This window comes from Labrys sp. 22185 (assembly GCF_052045555.1).
Taxonomy (GTDB): domain Bacteria; phylum Pseudomonadota; class Alphaproteobacteria; order Rhizobiales; family Labraceae; genus Labrys; species Labrys neptuniae.
On sequence record NZ_JBQEPH010000055.1, the window covers coordinates 1 to 18,570 of the forward strand.

The window sequence follows — 18,570 nt, forward strand, 5'->3', positions numbered from 1 at the left end:
AACGGGGCGGGGAAATCCACTCTGCTGCGGCTGATTGCGGGGACGGAGATGCCCAATGGCGGCAAGATCCGCCGCTCCGTCCGCATATCCTGGCCGATCGGATTTGGAGGCGGCTTTCATCCCGCCATGTCGGGCCGCGAGAACGTGCATTTCGTCGCCAGGGCCTATGGCGCCGACATCGCCAAGGCAGCCCGCTTCGTGGAGGATTTCTCCGAACTCGGCGACTATCTCGACGTGCCCATCAAGACCTATTCTTCCGGCATGGCGGCCCGACTTGCCTTCGCCCTGTCGATGGCGATCGAGTTCGACGTCTATCTCATCGACGAGATCATCGCCGTCGGCGATGCCAAGTTCCAGCTGCGCTGCCGCCAGGCCTTCGACGAGCGGCGCAAGAATGCCGGCCTCATCGTGGTCTCTCATTCGATGGGGACGATCTCGACCTTTTGCGACCGAGGCGGCGTCCTGGCGGATGGCCGGCTGACCATGTACCCGAACGTGCCCGACGCCATTGCCATGTACAACCGTTTGAACCGCTGACGGATCGATGAACGATATCCAGACTGAAATCGACGATCGGCAAAGCAGATCGATCGAACGCGTGCGGTCCGTCTCGAAGGCGCTGTCCGATGCCTCGCGTCGTGCCCGTTTCTCCAGCCGGTCCAAGCAGGCCTTCTATGGGGCACAGGGCCTGCGCCGACGGGCGCGCGAGCGCATTATCCGCCTGGTTCTGCTCGTTCTCGTCGTGGTTCTGCCGAATATCGCGTCGATAGCCTATTTCGGCTTCATTGCTTCCGACCAGTATGAATCGATCGCCAAATTCACGGTCTCCAGCGGTGCCCTGCCCAAGATGGACGATCTCGGCTCGGCTACCGGCCTGCCGCCGATCGCGATCGTGCAGGATACGATGATCGTGGTGTCCTATGCCGAAAGCCAGGCCCTGGTGGCCAAGCTGCAGGACTCCATCGATCTGCGTAAATATTACAGCTCGGACAAGATCGACCGTTTCTCCCGTTTCAATGCGGCGTTGCCGATCGAGAAATTCACGAATTATTGGACACGGCGCTCCTCGGCTGCAGTGTCCATGCCGTCCGGTATCGTCACGCTTCGCGTGCGGGCGTTCAGCGCCGCGGATGCGAAGACGATCGCGACCGCAGTGATCCAGCAATGCGAGGCAATGATCAACCAACTCAACGAGCGCATGTTCAAGGACACCGTCTCGGCGTCGGAACGAGATCTGCAGCTGGCCGGGGAGGCTCTCAAGACCACGCGCGTCGCCTATGAGAAGGCCCGTAACGCGGAAGGGGTCTTCGACATCAAGGAAGAGAGCAAGAATCTGGGCACGCTCCTGACCCAGCTCGAGGGCCAGTTGCTGACGATGCAGTCAGAATATGCGACCCGCTCGGCCTATGTTGCCGCCGATGCGCCCCAGATGCGCCTGGCGGCCCAGCGGATCGCCTCGCTCAAGGAGCAGGTGAAGGGCGTGCAGAACCGCATCACCACGATGCAGCAGCAGGGCGACAAGGGCGCCCTGTCCCAGAAGCTCAGCCTCTTCGCCAATCTCGATCTCGAGCAGAAGATCGCGGAAAAACGCTATGCCCAGGCCTCGATCAGCCTGAACATGGCGCGCATCTACAGCGAACGTAAAATGCTCTATCTGCATACCGTGGAAATGCCGGCCGAGGCCGAGGAACCGCGTTATCCGCGCCGCTGGCTCAGTATCGGCGTGGTCCTGCTGGGTTCGATCCTGGCTTGGTTCATCTGTATCGGCCTGGTCGGGGTCATTCGTCGCCGGCTGACTTGAGACGTGCCATTGCGCTGCGTTCAGCGCAGCGCAGCGCAATGGCACGATAGAGATCCGCCAGTTCGCGACCCTGGTCTGCAGCCCTGCGCAGGAGGCCTTGTGCTGGAGGGGATCCGGCCCGCCATGCCTCGGGATTGGCGTTCATCGCCCCCAGGATCTCGGTGAGCGCCGCATCGCTGGAGACATCGATGACCACGCCTTGCTCGGGCAGGCGGATGCATTCGCCGATCGCTCCCCTGTCGGAGGCCACCACGTGCAGGCCCAGCGAGGCCGCTTCGCGGGCGACCAGGCCGAAGCTCTCCGGCCAGACCGAAGGGGCGAGTGCGACGGCAGTGGGATCAAGGTGATATTTTTCGGCACTTTGAGCCTGTCGGTGGTGTGCCATCCCCTTGTGACTGGCCTCATCGAGATGGATCTGCATAGCGCCAGTGTCGGCATAGAGCATGGCCGGGCCCGCCGCAATGCGGCGTGCCGGACAGATGGCACCGAACAGATAGGCGCTCTGGTAGTGCTGATCCGCCGGCTGGTGCGGCCGGGCGCGATGTGGGAGAAACCAAGCCGATGCAGAAGGTCGCCCACACTGCGCTCTTGGTAGACGACGCCGAATTGTTCCTCGATCACCCGTTTGAGATCGATCCGGTGCCAGCGCACCACCCCGTCCTTGGCCGGGGCCGGCCCCGTCTCCACGATCTCGGTCAGGGCCGACAATTGCGAAGTATTTTGCGCACCCGGCTGGGCTGAAGAGGTCGAAGATCGAGCCGACTGTGTCCCATAGGGCATTGGCTCCTTTCGGCCTTTGGCCGTAGCAGCGCCTTGAGTTTGGAGAACGCATTTTCAATTGGTTGAAGTCGGGGCTGCAGGGTGGCAGGTAGAGCAGGCTCGCACCTGCCGTCTCGATCGCATTACGCACGCCGGCGGCCTTGTGAGCCGGCAGGTTGTCCATCACGACAACGTCGTTGGGCTCAAGGGTCGGGACCAGGACTTGCTCGACATAGGCAAGAAATACGTTGCCGTTCATGGCGCCGTCATAGACGAAGGGCGGGGTCATTCCGGTCAACCGCAGCGCGCCGGTGAAGGTGGTCGTTTTCCAATGATGGGGTGGACGCCCCCAACGTCATCGATGTGCCAAAGTGATGGTGTTTCAGCGCCACAGAGGAGAGTGTCCGTGACAAATGTTAGCATGATCGGCCTGGATCTGGCCAAGAATGTCTTCCAGGCCCACGGCGCGGATACCGCCGGTGCGCCGCAAAAAGCTGCGGCGTGAACAGGTTCTGAGTTTCTTCGCGGCTCAGCCGCCTTGCCTCGTTGCAATGGAAGCTTGCCCCGGCGCTCACTATTGGGGCCGTGAGATTGGCAAGCTCGGTCACGAAGTGAGGCTGATCGCACCAGCCTATGTTAGGCCGTTCGTGAAGCGTCAGAAGAAAGACGCGGCCGACGCTGAGGCGATCTGCGAGGCGGCTCAGCGCCCAACGATGCGCTTCGTGGCCATGAAGAGCGAGGCCAAACAGGCCTCGGCCGTGATCTTTCGGACCCGTGACGTACTGGTCAATCAGCGCACACAGCTGATCAATGCAATCCGTGGTCACCTGTCCGAGTATGGCCTGATCGCGCCACAAGGCCCCTTCCACGTCGAGCGATTGGTCGCTCAGATCGAGGATCCCGCTTCAGATCTTCCGCAAGCGGCTCGCAGCTGTCTCGTCATACTCGTTGATGCACTCCGCCATCTCCAGGAGCAAACCACAGCACTCGATGCCGAGATTGCCACGCGGTCCAAGACCGACGACGTTGCTCGCAGGCTGATGACGGTTCCTGGCATCGGGCCACTGATCGCCACCGCGATTGAGGCGCTGGCACCGCCAGCGGAGGCGTTCCGCTCGGGTCGAGATTTTGCGGCCTGGGTCTGTCTGACGCCGGTGCAGCGCTCGACCGGTGGCAAGGAGCGTCTCGGCCGCACCTCACGCATGGGCGAGCGGACGTTGCGGCGTCTCCTTATCATCGCCTCAAGCGTAGTCGTGCGCTGGGCCAGGCGAAAAGGTGTGCCGGCCGGTTCGTGGCTCGGCCGCATGTTGGCCCGCAAGCCACCAATGCTGGTGATCGTGGCGCTGGCCAACAAGAATGCGCGTGTCGCCTGGGCGCTGCCGACGAAGGGTGGAGTTTACCGAGCTCCGGTCGCCACCGCATAAGCGTGGCGGGCTTGAGGCTGTCGGGGGTGAGGAGGTCGAAGGATAGGTATGGCGCAACGTCGGTGAGGTGGGGTCAGGAGAGCCAGGCCCATGGTAAGCGCTTCGAGCGCGTTCCAGTGATGTGGTCCCGACCCTCGCACTCCCATACGGGCCCGCGGCCATGAGCTTGCCGCATCAGAGGCCGGACACATGGCAGCACCCGATCACGCGCAAGCGCCCGCCTTGAGATTCTTCTTGCATCCGAAGGGGCGTCCACACATGCCCGCGAGGAATACCGGCCCGGCAACGTTCGCCGCGCGGGGCACGGCCGCGCAAGCGGGCCATCTTCGTCGACAGCCCCGTCTCGTCGATGAAAACGAGCCTTGCCGGATCGAGATCGAGTTGACCGTCGAACCAAGCCTGGCGGCGTTTCAGGATGTCGGGCCGATCCTGCTCCAGTGCATGTGCGGACTTTTATGGAATGGCCCGCCCCTCCTTCCGGTGCCGTAGTGTCACCGGTGGTTCAGGAGGAGGAATTGGATATGGCTGTGACGACAATTACCGTTCTGGGGATCGACCTTGGAAAGAACGTGTGCAGCGTGGTGGGCCTCGACGAGTCCGGCGTGGTGGTGATGCGGCGTAAGGTCAAGCGCGAGACGCTTGTCGCCATGGCGGAGAAGCTACCGCCATGCGTCGTTGGGATGGAGGCCTGCTGCGGTGCACATCATGTGGGGCGAGTGTTCGCGGCCCACGGTCACGACGTCCGCTTGATGTCGCCAGAATATGTGCGGCCTTATGTCAAGGCACAGAAGAATGATGATCGAGACGCCGAGGGGATCGCGGAAGCTCACGGATCTCCCGCTCCTGCGCCTTCAACTTCTCGGCGACATCGGCCGGGATACCTGACCGGACACCACTATGGAGCTCGGCCTTCTTCACCCATTCCAGCAACGTGTGCGCCGGGCCGCCGATCTTCGTGGCGATCGATTGTACCGCTGTCCAGCGCGAGGAGTGTTCGCCCTCGTGCTCCAGCACCATCCGCACCGCCCGTTCCCGCACCTCGGTTGAGAATTTGTTCGTCGTCTTGCTCGTCGCTGATTTGCTCGTTATCGCTCCATCCTATTTGGAAGTTGGAGCTTCCGACAAACCCGGGGCGGTTCAGATCGCAATACACCAGCGAGCAGTTCCAGCGCCCGATGGCTGATCACGGCATCACCTGCTCAATGAGTCGGTCGGGCAACGTCTGGGACAATGCTGCGATGGAAAGCTTCTTCTCGTCGCTGAAAACTGAGCGCACGGCCCGCAAGATCTACAGGAGGAGGGATGACGCCAGGGCGAACGTGTTCGATTACATCGAGCGCTTCTACAACCCTCGGCGACGGCACTCGACATTGGGATATATGAGCCCTGTCGAGTTCGAGGAGAAAGCTATGTTAGCTTAATCTGGTGTCCGAAAAACCGGCAGCAGGCCATTTCGAAACAGCGTTGGGTGGGGGGAATCTTAGGAAAAACCCCTAGCCCGAGGGCCAGGGGGCGCCGAATTCGACAGCTAGTCATACAGCTTACCAGCCGGGCGGAGAGAGATCAGGGTGCACCCGGCCCGCGCAAAATAACGCTTCGAATTTGAAGGGCAATTCGTCCATTCGGAGTTGGTCATCTAAAACATCACCGCCTTGCCTAAAGCTTGCTTCCAAATCACTGCAGGCGACAACCTGCAGATCGCCATGTCGTGCGTATTAGGCCTTCCGCCCACCTAGAGCGTGTCCTGCGATCGATGAATCGATTGTGATGTGACAGGTGGCTTGTGAGCTGATTCAACATCTGCCTTGTCGTGTTGCCTCAGCTAATTTTGTTACTGAATGCCACAGTAAGGATGTTATCGGCTCCGGCACCCGCACGTGCGGGTGCCGGAGCGACACATGGCACCTGAACACTGATTTCGCCGATGAGCTGTTGCACCGCTTGTTGGCGCCACGCCCTTACTCGCTGTCGCTGGTCGTTGAATACTCCGCAAATGTGGGCATCGAAAATTCCCTAGCTGGCGCACCCGCCCACAGGTCCGGAGCGCTCCTCGAGACATCGTGCCATCTCCTCCCAATGGTCCTTGAAGATATCGGGACGTCGACCCCGTGGTTTGTCGCTTAGCCGACGATACGTCTTGGGCCCGATGGCTACGCTACGTGCGCGAGCCGCTTGGCGCCAGCGATTGATGCGGCGGAGGAGCGTATTGTATCGCTTGCGGGTAAATCGCCCTGGAAACTGGATGCACAGCTCTTCGAAGAGGTGCATGGCGTTGATATTAGGGAACTCCTCCAGTCGACGGCACACGATCGGTCACACCATGTGGAGCGCCTGGATACGGGCTTGGCCGGGCTCGGCGTAGACCGGCTTCAGCTTCTCCGCGATTTTCACCAGTGTTACGACAGGAGCGGGTGGAGTCCCCTGTTCGAACGCCGGCGTCTCAACGACGGTTTGGGTTGAGACCCTCTGCAGACTTCGCAGATATCGCGGCTTGGCTTCGATGGAGAACGTTGGACGGATCTCGCCCCCATGCCAGGCACTCGACAGGCTTGCGACGAACGCGGCCAGGTCGGGCGGCTCGGACGTCGTTGGAGGTAATGTGTCGCCATCGGCCAGTGCCGCCAGATAGGCCTGTACAGCACGCATTTCCTTCAAAAGCTTCAGCGGATCGAGGTCGGCGGCGATCTCGTGCAATTTGCTCTTGGCGGCCATCGGAATATCCTGCGCCTGCAGGAGACGCTCGCAGGGGGTCTGTGGTGGATGATAGCGCTTGGCGACATTTGCGCCGTCACAGTGCTTTTCGGCCAGTTTGAAGGAGGGCTGGAAGAAGTTCACGAACAGCCTGGAGGACCCATACAGGCGCGTGATCGCCCTGGCCGCCGCCAAGCCTTCAAAGCGCCTGTAGCCCAGGAGCTTGCGTATGACGGCGCCATTCTTCTGCTCTATCCACGCTTGGTCATTCTTGCGGTAAGGCCGCGAGCGGGTAAGTTCGATGCCGTGGCCGAGGCAATATTCGATCAGCCGGTTGTTGACGAACTCACCGCCATTATCCACGTCCAGGGCCCTCAGGGCAAAAGGCAAGCTCAGGCGAATGCGCTCAAGTGTCTCGACCACGCGGATACCTTCTCGAACAACGATGGGTGCCGCCTCCGTCCATCCGCTGGCGATATCGGTCAGAATCAGGCTGTGAACGTAGCTGCCGCGGTTGACCTGCCCGCAATGAGCCACCAGATCCATTTCCATGCTGCCGGGAAGCGGCTCGTTCCAGTCAGCAAAGGTGCGCATTTTGATGCGCCGTCGCGGTTCCGGCACGGCCCTTGGTCGCTTCTGCACACGCCCCGCCCGCTTCGGTGCCTGAAGCAACCGATCGACGGTCACGGCGCTCATCGACAGAATCTTGGCGCGTATCTCCGCCTCGAGTTTTAAATGGCCGTCGCGCTCCAACGCTGGCAATAGAAGGGGCAGCAGTGCCTTCAAGCGTTTGCCGCAAACTCGGTCTGAAGCCTCCCACAGAACAATCAGGGCAGCCCGGGCGGCCTCGTCATAAAGCGATGCGCGTTGACGGGTCTGCCGGCCCTTCGGCTCCAGCGGGCTGTTCAGGACACGGATGGCCGACTTTTCGTGGTAGCCCGTCGCCGCAACGAACTCCGCCAAGATCGTGCGCTTGTCCTTAGCTGCTGCGGCCGCATAGCGATCCCGCACGACATCGGCAAGTTCCATGCGCATGGCATGCGTCATCTTCGTCTTCATGATCCCTCCCTCTCAGTGGAGGCATCTTGGCGGCATAGGAGTTTGCCGGTAACATTTAGCTGAGGCAACGACCCCCACTCGGTAACATCGTCATTGAGGCAATGCGACATGCCTTGTGGGAGAGGTTGATGATGGGAAGAGGTCTGAGCAGGGATTTATGGTCTCGGGTGTTTAAGGCCTCAGCTGAAGGCATGTCGGTGCGTCAGGCTGCCGCACGGTTCGGTGTCGGCGTTTCGAGCGCGATCCGATGGATAGCACGAGCGAAGGTAGGCGGCTCGGCGGCCGGGCCGTAACCGCTCCTCCAGCCTCGATGTGCATGAAGCCTTCATTGTCGGGCTGATTGAGGAACGCAAAGACATCACGCTCAACGAGATGGTGCAACGGCTGGAGACCGAGCAATCGGTCGGGATCAGCCGCAGTGCCCTGAGCGCCTGGCTTCGTGGCCATGGCTGGACGTTCAAAAACGTATAGCCCGCCCCGTCTGCAAGGGGTTCTTGGGATCGCCTTGATCAGTCTGCTTCAACGTATCCGGCTTCGGAGATCCTTCTCCCTGCCAAGATGGAGATACGCGCGCCCAGGTCCTCACAAAAGTCTCGGCGTGGAGCGCCTTTTTTGAACCAGGATTCCCGAGCGCCGTTCGACTGTCATGCCATCTCGTCTTTTACCCTCTCGCAAACCTGTTTGGTCGATCGGCGCTTTCGCGCCAGCGCACAAACCGGTTGTAGCAGGTGGTCGGCGGGCCATAGCGCTCCGGAACCTCCGCCAGGGCGAACCCGTTCGAAACCGCCAGAGGATGCCATTCAACACCCGCCGGTCATCGGCTCGGGGCACGCCACCGGGCTTGTTGGGCAACAACGGCGAGATGATTGACCATTCGTAGTCGGTGAGTTCGTAGCGACGACGCGTCAAAAAGGCCTCCTATTTGGAAGCCTTGAATCACAGTCGCCCATAAACGACCAGATATTTTATGAGTTTACGCCGTAGTAGGCTCGCAGGAGATAGTTAGCCCCTTGCATTGCAAGAACATGATTCTGGCCTCCTTCCATCAACGAGACTTGAACATCCCTGAGCAGCTTCTCGATCGGCCGCTGCGTTGCAAGGCCGTTGGCACCGAAGAGTTGAACCGCCTCTGAAATTACTTCGTTGGCAGCCTGTGTCGCCGACACTTTGGCAACGGCGGAGGCGAGCAGGTGAGGCCCGTTCTTCGAAAAATTGTACTCAGCTGCTCGTCGCACCGTCGCCCGGGCGATCTCCAGTTTGCGCCACATCTCGAATAGCCGCCATCTGGTGAGCTGGTGCTCAACGAGCGGCACACCACCCTGGCTTCGCTTCCGCGCGTAATCAAGTGCATAGTCGAAGGCCGCCCTGGCCATCCCTGTGGCAATAGAACCGATATCCATCGCTCCATAGGTCAGAAGGCTGAAGAACGACGCATGGTATTCGTCTCGTCCCGCGACGAGATAGTCCAGAGGCACCCTGACATTGTCAAAAGCGATACTGCCGGTCGGCAGTGTGCGCTGTCCAAGCTTGCTGTTGGCCGGGCTCCTTGAAATGCCGGGCTGGTTCAGGGGAACGAACACCGCAGCACCGAAAACACTGCCGTTTGGCCTCCAGGTCCCTTCACCATAGTCGGCCGGGCAATGAACCAGCGCGCATTCCGCGATCGGTGCGCAGGCAATCCAGTCGGAGGAACGGCCATTCAGCACGATGCCGTCCGACCCGACTTCGACCCTCAGGCTCCCCTCGGCCTGCCGCGAACCAGCGGCCAATTCGAAGCCCTCATAGTCAATCGTATCAGAACCTCGGTCTGCCTGGGTGGCAACCCAACAGCCTCGCAATCCCGCAAATTTCTCTATGAGTTCGGGATTGCCGCTGGCGCGAGCGGCGGCAGCAGGCATCTTGGTGATGAATGCTGCCACGGCCAGCCCGGCGTCGCCATATCCGAATTCTTCGAAAACAATCGGAACGATGCGTTTGAGCCGGTCTGCGCCAAGTTCGGTGAGAACGGAGCGAGTGACTCCAAGTGCTTCGAACCGGGCAAAATACTCCCAAATGGGAGAGCTGTCCTGGATCACCTGATCCGGCGTCATAACGTCGAGTTTGGCCGCGATTGGCCTCATTACTTCGATCGCAAATCGCTGAACCTTCAGCTGGATCGCCTTTTCAGCCTCATCGAGATCTCCATCGAGCCCTGTCGCTTCCAGAAATGGATTCTTTACTTCCTTGACAGCGAACACTTTTGCCTCTGCTTTGATATTGGATGGATCGAGAAAGAAGGGTTCCGATCGCTGGTGTCGAGATTGTCCATCCTCTCCGTTCGATCAGCCAGCCGCTAAGAAGGGCAGAGACTGTGCGAGAGGCTTTGCTGCCCCAAGGAAGCCGGCCACGGCCTCGACGGCGGGAGATCGCATGATCGAGAAGTGATCGCAGTCGAAGCCCAGGATTCTCACCGGCCCGTTGGTGAGAGCCCGTAGCCGGCGGACCGCCGCTTCGGAACTCTCGGTTTTCTCGGTACGGAGGGCGAGTGCGTAGAAGACAGGCGCTCGAACGGGCCGCGGTCGATGTCCGGCCAGCGCGGCGACGTTCGCCGCATGGATCCGATATATGCGCGCCACCGTGGTGGGATCGGCGACGGAACGAAGACGACTCAGGCCATGTCCTTCGTCGAAAATAGCCTTGAATTCGGGATGGGCGACCATCCGTTCGAGAACGCTGTCATCCTCGGCCTTGCCCACTGCGTCGATCAGGCGGCGAACCTGGCGAGTGTGGATATCATCCGGCAGGGGACTATCGATGGCCACCAGCCCCGCGAAGCGTGCACCCTCATCCTCCCATTGGGCTGTCATCTCCTGGGCAACGGCCCCCCCGAAGGACCAGCCTCCCACGATGTCCGGCACTGAGCCCGCCGCATCGACAATGGCCCGGCGATACAATTGTGCCAACGTCCCCAATGAGCGGTGGTGGATATCGTTCGCCTCGGCCTCCGGATGCCGGACACCGACGATCCGGGCATCACCGGGCCATGCCGCGGCCAGATCGCGGTAGCAAAGGACATCTCCCCCAACCGGGTGGATCAGCCCTATCAAGGGGCCGGGGCCTTCCCGAAGCATGGTCACGTGGCAGGCAGTATCCATCGGCCGGACCAACGGAATCGGCTTGGCGCCGGCCTCCACCGGTGCGAATGCTGCCGGGGCCTGGACTGGCTCGTTCCCCGAATAAAAGGCAGCGATACTCCGCAACGTGGCAATGGAGGCAAACCAGCCCAGCGGAACAGCCGATCCGAAGGCTTGCCGCAGGCGTGCTCGAATCGCGGTGAGCGCCAGCGAGTCCAGGCCGAGTGCGACGAGCGCAATGTCGGTATTGGCATCCACTTTGTCGCCGATGATTGGACGCACCGTCTCCACCACCAAGGCAAGTATGTCAGCGGTCGGTGCGCTCACCGACGTCGCCGCCGGAACCTCGCTCGGCTGCTTGCCGTCAGTCACCGTGAGTAGCTGCCGATGATCCGCCAGCAGCGGAAGTCCGATGGCCGGCAACTCGATGTGCTTCAGGTCGAAGGCGTAGGTCGGTGCTTCGACAGGACAGGGTTGGCCGCCATAGAGGCGGGTCCAGTCCGGGGAGCGACCTGTGCAGTACAGCCGTGCGCAAGCGTGGACAAAGCCGTCGGGTTCGGGATCCTCGTCGCCACCGGGGCCGTCGCAGAGTGAAGAGATTGCCGCCGTCCAATTGCCGGACGCCGACTTCGCCAGATTGGACAGGGCCTTGCCGGTTCCCACCTCGAGAAAGATGACGTCTTCCTTAACGACGACATCGAGCGCCGCCTGGAACCGCACCGGCTGCTCAACCATGTCGACCCAGTAATCGATGGTGGCGACTTCTTCGCCGGCAGGGCGCCCGGTGACCGTTGAGATCATCTCGATTTCAGGCGCTTGGAGTCTGATCGGAGCCAGCGCCTCGCGCAGCGGCGTCAGGATGGGCGCCAGCAGCGGCGAATGGCCGGGCGTATCGTAGGTCGGGACCCGCGCCACGCGGATGTCTTGATCGGTCAACCACCGCTCGGCCTCAGCAATGGCCTGAGGCGTGCCGCTCAGTACGGTCTGCTCTGGCGCATTGATCGCAGCGATGAACAGGTCTGCGCCGAGCGGATACAATGTCTCCAGCCGGTCGGCGCCGGCTGCCGCCACCAGCATTGCGCCGGGCGGGCGCAGCGTCTCGAACAGCCGGCCGCGCGCTTCCACGGCTTTGAGGCCGTCGTCCAGTGACATGACGCCGGCGATGACCGCCGCCGCATGCTCGCCCAACGAGTGCCCAATCACCACGTCAGGGCTGACACCGAGCCTGATCCAGGTACGGGCCAAAGAGTGCAGAACGACGAAATGTGCGAGCTGGCCGGGATCGTGGCGGGCGCGGCGAGGATCGCGGTCGAGAATGGCCCGCTGCACCTCGGTGGCTACGTTTGGAGCCAAGCGCGCGAGGCAATCGTCGACGGCCGACCGGAAGATCGGGTTGTCGCGATACAGACCGCCGCCGACACCGGGCCGCCAGCCGCCTTGCCCGGGGAAGAGGAACGCCAGCCGCTGCTTCCGCCCCACCGTGCCGGCATGCCACAGGCCGGACGACGACACGCCGGCTCTATAGTCTCGCAGTACCGCTGCCATTCCATCGTGTGTGGTGCCGACCAATGCCACCCGATGATCCCAATGTTCGCGCCGAACGCTTGCCGTATAGCAAAGTTCGCGCAACCCTGATCCAGATTGGCCCAAGGCTTCCTCATGAGCGGCTGCAAGCCGGACTAAAGCCGCTTGCGATCGCGCCGAGATCGTCAGCACCCGCATCCGGTCCGGCTGTTGCGTCGACTTGGCCGGTGGAGCCGGTGCGATCACGGCGTGAGCATTGGTGCCACTGATGCCGAAGGCACTCACCGCCACCAGGCAGCCTTCGGCGGGCAGGTCGCAGCCAGTCTTCGACACCACCATTCCGGCTCCTTCCCAGCGGAACCGCGGATTGGGCGTGTCGAACCCCACCTGGGGCGGCACGTGCCGGTGACGCAGCACCAGTATCGCCTTGATTAGACCGGCGATACCTGCGGCTCCTTCGAGGTGTCCGATTTGAGATTTCACGCCGCCCACGAGCAGTGGCGAGCGGCGCGGCACGTCGCGGCTGTAGGTGTTTCGCAGCGCCGAAAGCTCTATCGGATCGCCGAGCGGCGTGCCGGTGCCATGGGCCTCGACATAGGCGACATCGTCCGGGCCGACACCGGCTCGAGCCAGTGCTTGCCGGATTACGGCTTCCTGGGCTGCGCCACTCGGAGCCGTGAAGCCATTGCTGGTGCCGTCGTTGTTGACGGCGGATCCGACGAGCAGCGCCTCGATCCGGTCCTTGTCCGCCATCGCGTCGCTGGCCCGCTTCAGCACGACCATACCGCCGCCCTCGCCGCGAATATAACCATCGGCCCGAGCATCAAAGGTACGGCAGGTGTCGGTTCGCGACATGGCTTGCAGCCGGGCGAAGCCGATCGTCTCTTCGGGCCCGAGGATAAGATTGATACCGCCTGCGATCGCAAGATCGCAGTCGCCGCATCGCAAGCTTTGTGCGGCCAGATGTACAGCCACGAGGGAGGAGGAGCAGGCCGAATCTAAGAAAATCGCCGGGCCCTGCAGCCCAAGTGTAAAAGCGACGCGGCCGACACCAACCGCTCGGTTGGCGCCCAGTTTACCCCAGGCGGTGATACGGTGCCGGTCGCCGGAGGCGACGGTCCGTCGCGCGTAATCGACGTCCCCAGCGGTCAGGAACAGACCGACGCGCTGTCCTCGCAGATCCGAGGGCACGATCCCCGCATGTTCCAGCGCGCTCCAGCACAATTGCAGCATCCAGCGCTGCTGTGGATCCATTTCCAGCGCCTCGGCCAGCGAGATGTGGAAGAATTCGGGATCGAAGGAATAGGGGTCATCGACATAGCCGGCGCGCCGCGAATAGGTCGTCCCCGAACTATCGGGGTCGGGTGAATGCCACGCCTCGATGTCGAAGCGCTCAACGGGCGTTTCACGAATGGCGATCTTGGCGGAAGTAAGAAATGTCCAGAATGCGGTCGGCGTATCGTTGCCACCAGGCAGCTGGAATGCCATGCCAATAATAGCGACGGGATCGACCGGCGTGCTGTGTGTGGGGTGGGTTTCCATCGATCCTGTCTCCCGTTCAGTCCATATCCTCGGGCTAGCCTACCAATTGGCCGCTTCTGCGATCGCCTCTCCTTGCACGGATGCGGCAGTCGCCTTGGTGCGGGTACGCTGCTCAAGCAGAGTGGTCAGATGGCGCGAGAGGGCCTCGACCGTAGGGTAGGTCCACAACAGGGTTTGATCCAATTCGAGCCCGAGTTCGGTTTCGAGGAAATGAGTCAGCTCGACGGCGCTGAAGGAATCGTAGCCGGCCTCCGCGAAAGTTCGACCGGCCGGGGGAGGCTGCAGTCCGCAGCTTGCCGCCCATCCCGCGATCAGGGCCGGAATGGTGTTCCCGCGATCCGCTGAGCTATGCGCCTGAAGGCGATTGCCGGTGATGTGGAGTGGCCTGACAGCCATCGGCGCCGTCTTGGTCGACCGTCCCTGGATCGCCTGCTCCAACTCGCCACGCCGGTAGAGATCGCGGCACAGGACACGCTGGATCTTGCCCGCCGAGGTCTTTGGTACTGTCTCGGGCTTGGTCAGCACCACCTCCATCACCGCCAGTTCGTGCTCCTGGAAGACGGCATCTCGGATCCGAGCGACCAACTCCTCGCGATCTGCCGTCGCCAGCCAGGATCGTTCGATCTCCTGGACCACGACAATCGCCTCGCCATCCTTGTCATCCATCGAGAATACCGCTCCGCCCGCCGGCTTGAGGGCATCGTGCGACTGCTGCACAGTGGCTTCGATATCCTGCGGATAGATGTTTCGGCCACGGATGATCATCACCTCCTTAATCCGGCCGGTGATGTAGAGCTCGTCATTGATAACGATGCCGAGATCCCCCGTGCGGAGGAACGGCCCTTGCCCGTCCGCCAGATAGGCACCGAAGGTTTGCGCAGAGACCTCGGGGCGGCGCCAATATCCCTGCGCCACGCACGGGCCCGACACCCAGATTTCTCCGATCACGCCTTGGGCGCAGGGTTGGTGACTACTGGGATTGACGATCGAGACTCGTTGCGGAAATCTGATCTTGCCCGAGCTGGCAATCGAACGCGAGCCGGGACCCGAGGCTGGGACGATCCGCCCTGAGTCCATGGCCCCGGCATCCACCGAAAGTATCTGGGTGGGATAGCCGAGGTCTCCAACCGACACCATCAGCGTCGCCTCAGCCAGGCCATAGACCGACCGGAATGTTTCCGCCCGGAAGCCGTGGTCACGGTACGCCTCGACGAAGCCGGTTATGGTCGAAGCGCGGATCGGTTCGGCGGCATTGACCGCGGAAGTCCAGCTCGAAAGGTCGAGGCCGTCTCGCTTTTCGGGCGGGATCCTACGCACGCAGAGCTCATAGGCAAAATTCGGCGCCATGCTGATCGTGGCTCGGTACCGGGTGATGGTCTCAAGCCATCGCCGGGGGTTCTGAATCAACGACACGGGTGGCAGCAGCACGCAAAGCGCTCCATCCAGCAGCGATTGCAGGATGTTCCCGATCAGTCCGAGATCGTGGTAGGGTGGCAGCCAGCATACGATGATCGCGTCGAAGCGGAAGCCGCAATAAGGGCCGATCACCGTTGCATTGGCGATCAAGTTGCCGAAGCTCACGACCGTACCCTTGGGTATCCCGGTTGATCCTGAAGTGTATTGCAGGAAGGCCGGGGCATCGGCTGGTGGTCTTTGCCAGTCGATGCCGCGGGGCGAAGCATCTAGGTCGCCTGGGGACAACATTGGAAGCGATGACAGCTCCAGACTGTTGGCGAACCAACTGCTGAGCTTTGGAACCGACGCTTCCTCCGTGAGAATGCAAGCAGCATCGGAGTCCCGGACGATGGAGACCAGGCGATCCCAGGTGGAACGGCCAGGCTTGGCCAGATGGCAGGGTAGGGCAATCACCCCGGCGCGCAGGCAGGCCATGAACGCCACGACAAAGCCTGCGCCAGGTTCGAACAGCATCAGCGCTCGCTGACCAACTAGGCCGCGCTGGACCAGTCCGGCGGCGAAGCGGTCGACTTGCGCGTGAAGTTCGCCATAGTTTAGCCTGAGTTTCTCGACGCCGTCTGTGCCGACGACGACTAGCGCGTCCTTTGCCGGATGGGCCGCGGCTCTTTGGGCCAGAATATCCGAGAACCAGCGATCGTTGGTATTCGCCAGTGGGTCCGTTGCCATCAAAATCTCCTCGCGCCTATAGGAGCCCAACCTCCGAGAGAGGCTGCGCGGCAGTGGAAAATGGCCGGTTCGCGGCAAATGCAAGCTGCCCCGTCTCAGCCGGGTGGGGATGTCGCCGGTCGTCACGGTTTACGTCCGTCTCCCGTCCGGGCGGCGTGAACCAGAACTGCCATGTTCCCCGGAAGGTGTTGGTTGCCAAGCATCTTGACATGAGCCGTCGGTAGTTGGTCCCAGGCGAACACTTCCGAGAGGCATGGGTCAATACGACCCGCCATGACCAGGCGGTTAGCCTCAGCTGCCTGTTTCAGATTGGCAAAGTGGCTACCCTGGATCCGCTTCTGCCGCATCCACACATATCGGGCATCGAAGGTCAGGTCGTAGCCGCTGGTGGCCGCACAGAACACGACCATGCCGCCGCGCTTCACCAGGAAGCTTGAGACCGCGAAGGTGTCCCGCCCCGGATGCTCGAAGACAATATCGACTTCGCCACTATGTCCGCTCGCCTCGCGCACGACGCGGCCGAATTTTTTTACCTTCTCCAGATAGGTCGGGTAGTCGGACGACTGGATTGGTGGTGGACTCCCCCAGCAATCGAACTTCGTCCGGTCGATGGTGGCTACCGCGCCGAGTTTACGGGCATGAGCGGCCTTCGCCCCGCCGGAAACAACGGCGATCGGCCTTGCTCCGACGATCGAGGCAAGCTGGATAGCCATCGATCCCAGTCCGCCGGCAGCGCCCCAGATCAATACGGTCTTTCCGGGCCCCAGAACATGTGGCGCATGGCCAAAGAGCATGCGGTAGGCCGTTGCCAGCACGAGTGCGTAGCAGGCGCTTGCCTCCCAGGTCAGGTGCTGGGGCTTTGGAAGAAGCTGGGCCGCCTGGACTCGCGTGAACTGTGCAAAGGCACCGTACGAGGTCTCGTAGCCCCATATTTTCTGCGTAGGCGAGAGCATTGGATCTCCGCCGTTGCATTCCTCATCGTCGCCGGCAACGTGGCAGCAATGAACGACGACTTCGTCGCCAACGCGCCAGTTACGGACCCCTGGTCCGACAGCCCAGACGATCCCGGACGCATCCGAACCCGCGATATGGAACGGATGATCGTGAAACTCCAGGGGGGATACCGGGTGGCCAAGTGCCGCCCACACCCCATTGTAGTTGATGCCCGCGGCCATGACGAGGACAAGGACTTCATCCTTGCCAATTGCCGGAATATCGACAATTTCGCGTTGAAAGGCGGCCGAAGGGTTGCCATGGCGTTCGCGGCGAATGGTCCAGGCATGCATCTGCTCGGGGACGACACCTCGTGGTATCGTCTGACCTAGGTCGAAAATCCTGCCATTTGCTGATGACCGCGCCGGAGTGCTTCCTTCAGATTGGGCCAACATGACAATATCCCCGATTGATATCGGAAATGCCGGAAGCCTACCTCCGGCAATCGAATGAGGTTTGCCTTTTCAGTATTTATACTTAGCCAAGTGAATAATAATTTCTTTTTGTATTCTATTCTTATAAGTAAAGTTTATGCTATCAATGATATATTATAGAATATCAAATTTGTGGCAAGAGGGGCAATGAAATTTTTATATTGCTTCTGGTTTTGGCGCCAATGAATTGGTTTTCGATTTAGTAAAACTTTATATTATGCATAATATTTATCTAAATTAGTTTTTTATAATTTAATAATATATTATAATTATCACTGATTTTATCAATGTAAATCGTCACAATATGTCTATAAAGAGGCATAAGTTGCGGGTTCATAAGAATATGACTGTCAATTTATTATTTTATTAGTGATCTGCGACGCATCCTCGTTGAATCGAAGCGTTTTGAGCTAAGGATGCCGAGGGTTCATCCAGCGTGGTCGAGCTGCATCTATACCTCGGGCTTCGATAAAGGCATTGATGCCGCCCTTCTGGCGCGGCCGATCCGTGCGATCAAAGCAGCATGACCGGTGCGGGAACTGGCATTCGATCTACCCTGACTTCAGTGAGCTTTGTCGCAAACCCAGACGGGATTGGTGAGGTGCCTCGCGCGGTCCCGGCTGCCGATCTGGCTTTGATGCGCTGGATCGACGAGTTGCATCTGGAATACCCCTTCGTCGGCAGCCGGATGTTGCAGGGGCTTCTCGAAGCCGAGGGCTATGCCGCCGGGCGTCGGCATGTCACCGCGCTGATGAAGCGCATGGGGATCGAGGCGCTCTATCGTCGGCCGAATACCTCGAAGCCTGCACCGAGCTACAAGATCTTCCCATATCTTCTGCGCAAGCTGGCGGTCACGCGCCCCAATCAAGTCCCCCCTCTCGGCGATGCAAGCATCGCCTGCCGGGCAAGGGGGCGATGGATATCACCTACATCCCGATGGCGCGGGGCTTTGTCTATCTCACTGCCGTCGTTGACTGGTTCAGCCGTAAGGTTCCGGCCTGGCGGCTCTCAATCACCATGGATGCCAGCTTCTGCATCGAGGCGGTCGAGGAAGCGATGGCTCACTTCGGCAAGCCTGAGATCTTCAA

At 60.9% G+C, this 18,570-nt stretch carries 8 protein-coding genes and 10 pseudogenes; 7 read left to right on the forward strand and 11 right to left on the reverse strand.

Annotated features, from left to right (window positions below; translation table 11 throughout):
- On the forward strand, positions 1-537 hold a 537-nt coding region (locus tag ACTJKX_RS35985), incomplete at its 5' end, for an ABC transporter ATP-binding protein (protein WP_440727569.1).
- 7 nt (positions 538-544) lie between these two features.
- Positions 545-1,801, forward strand: coding sequence for a lipopolysaccharide biosynthesis protein (locus tag ACTJKX_RS35990; protein ID WP_440727568.1), 1,257 nt, complete (start codon positions 545-547; stop codon positions 1,799-1,801).
- On the opposite strand, the gene ACTJKX_RS35995 is transcribed toward ACTJKX_RS35990, so the two are convergent.
- The 3 genes and pseudogenes from ACTJKX_RS35995 to ACTJKX_RS36005 all read right to left on the reverse strand — a co-directional run.
- Positions 1,779-2,186, reverse strand: a complete 408-nt coding sequence (locus ACTJKX_RS35995; protein WP_440728251.1) for a glycosyltransferase — start codon at positions 2,184-2,186, stop codon at positions 1,779-1,781. The genes ACTJKX_RS35990 and ACTJKX_RS35995 overlap by 23 nt on opposite strands.
- A pseudogene (locus ACTJKX_RS36000) lies at positions 2,117-2,521 on the reverse strand (helix-turn-helix domain-containing protein); the annotation flags it as partial. The pseudogene ACTJKX_RS36000 and the gene ACTJKX_RS35995, both read right to left, overlap by 70 nt.
- Positions 2,490-2,915 (reverse strand): annotated as a pseudogene (locus ACTJKX_RS36005) (transposase); the annotation flags it as partial. The pseudogenes ACTJKX_RS36005 and ACTJKX_RS36000, both read right to left, overlap by 32 nt.
- 51 nt (positions 2,916-2,966) lie before the next feature.
- Here ACTJKX_RS36005 and ACTJKX_RS36010 point away from each other — a divergent pair.
- A pseudogene (locus tag ACTJKX_RS36010) lies at positions 2,967-3,984 on the forward strand (IS110 family transposase).
- A 258-nt stretch (positions 3,985-4,242) separates the two neighbouring features.
- Here ACTJKX_RS36010 and ACTJKX_RS36015 read toward each other — a convergent pair.
- A pseudogene (locus ACTJKX_RS36015) lies at positions 4,243-4,437 on the reverse strand (IS630 family transposase); the annotation flags it as partial.
- Between the two features lie 68 nt (positions 4,438-4,505).
- Here ACTJKX_RS36015 and ACTJKX_RS36020 point away from each other — a divergent pair.
- Positions 4,506-4,823 (forward strand): annotated as a pseudogene (locus ACTJKX_RS36020) (IS110 family transposase); the annotation flags it as partial.
- On the opposite strand, the pseudogene ACTJKX_RS36025 reads toward ACTJKX_RS36020, so the two are convergent.
- A pseudogene (locus tag ACTJKX_RS36025) lies at positions 4,807-5,001 on the reverse strand (IS3 family transposase); the annotation flags it as partial. The pseudogenes ACTJKX_RS36020 and ACTJKX_RS36025 sit on opposite strands and share 17 nt — an antisense overlap.
- 125 nt (positions 5,002-5,126) lie before the next feature.
- On the opposite strand from ACTJKX_RS36025, the pseudogene ACTJKX_RS36030 reads away from it, so the two are divergent.
- Positions 5,127-5,405, forward strand: a pseudogene (locus tag ACTJKX_RS36030) (IS3 family transposase); the annotation flags it as partial.
- 892 nt (positions 5,406-6,297) lie between these two features.
- Here ACTJKX_RS36030 and ACTJKX_RS36035 read toward each other — a convergent pair.
- On the reverse strand, positions 6,298-7,734 hold the full coding sequence (locus tag ACTJKX_RS36035; RefSeq protein WP_440728252.1) for a transposase: 1,437 nt from the start codon (positions 7,732-7,734) through the stop codon (positions 6,298-6,300).
- A 131-nt stretch (positions 7,735-7,865) separates the two neighbouring features.
- Here ACTJKX_RS36035 and ACTJKX_RS36040 point away from each other — a divergent pair.
- A pseudogene (locus ACTJKX_RS36040) lies at positions 7,866-8,196 on the forward strand (helix-turn-helix domain-containing protein); the annotation flags it as partial.
- 232 nt (positions 8,197-8,428) lie between these two features.
- Here ACTJKX_RS36040 and ACTJKX_RS36045 read toward each other — a convergent pair.
- The 5 genes and pseudogenes from ACTJKX_RS36045 to ccrA form a co-directional block, all read right to left on the reverse strand.
- Positions 8,429-8,643 (reverse strand): annotated as a pseudogene (locus ACTJKX_RS36045) (transposase); the annotation flags it as partial.
- A gap of 56 nt (positions 8,644-8,699) precedes the next feature.
- On the reverse strand, positions 8,700-9,971 hold the full coding sequence (locus ACTJKX_RS36050; RefSeq protein WP_440728253.1) for an acyl-CoA dehydrogenase family protein: 1,272 nt from the start codon (positions 9,969-9,971) through the stop codon (positions 8,700-8,702).
- A gap of 84 nt (positions 9,972-10,055) precedes the next feature.
- Positions 10,056-13,913 carry a type I polyketide synthase gene (locus tag ACTJKX_RS36055; RefSeq protein ID WP_440728254.1) on the reverse strand — a complete coding sequence of 1,286 codons (3,858 nt, stop codon included), beginning with the start codon at positions 13,911-13,913 and terminating at the stop codon, positions 10,056-10,058.
- Between the two features lie 39 nt (positions 13,914-13,952).
- Positions 13,953-16,055, reverse strand: coding sequence for an AMP-binding protein (locus ACTJKX_RS36060; protein ID WP_440728255.1), 2,103 nt, complete (start codon positions 16,053-16,055; stop codon positions 13,953-13,955).
- A 122-nt stretch (positions 16,056-16,177) separates the two neighbouring features.
- Entirely contained in the window at positions 16,178-17,443 is a 1,266-nt protein-coding gene (gene ccrA / locus ACTJKX_RS36065; protein WP_440728256.1) for a crotonyl-CoA carboxylase/reductase, read from the reverse strand.
- A 640-nt stretch (positions 17,444-18,083) separates the two neighbouring features.
- On the opposite strand from ccrA, the pseudogene ACTJKX_RS36070 reads away from it, so the two are divergent.
- Positions 18,084-18,570 (forward strand): annotated as a pseudogene (locus tag ACTJKX_RS36070) (DDE-type integrase/transposase/recombinase); the annotation flags it as partial.

Excerpts from the sequence above, each read along its gene's own strand:
- ACTJKX_RS36055 (WP_440728254.1), bottom strand. The coding sequence starts at position 13,913 with ATGGAAACCCACCCCACACACAGCACGCCGGTCGATCCCGTCGCTATT.
- ACTJKX_RS35995 (WP_440728251.1), bottom strand. The coding sequence starts at position 2,186 with ATGGCACACCACCGACAGGCTCAAAGTGCCGAAAAATATCACCTTGAT.
- ACTJKX_RS36035 (WP_440728252.1), bottom strand. The coding sequence starts at position 7,734 with ATGAAGACGAAGATGACGCATGCCATGCGCATGGAACTTGCCGATGTC.
- ACTJKX_RS35990 (WP_440727568.1), top strand. The coding sequence starts at position 545 with ATGAACGATATCCAGACTGAAATCGACGATCGGCAAAGCAGATCGATC.
- ccrA (WP_440728256.1), bottom strand. The coding sequence starts at position 17,443 with ATGTTGGCCCAATCTGAAGGAAGCACTCCGGCGCGGTCATCAGCAAAT.
- ACTJKX_RS36060 (WP_440728255.1), bottom strand. The coding sequence starts at position 16,055 with ATGGCAACGGACCCACTGGCGAATACCAACGATCGCTGGTTCTCGGAT.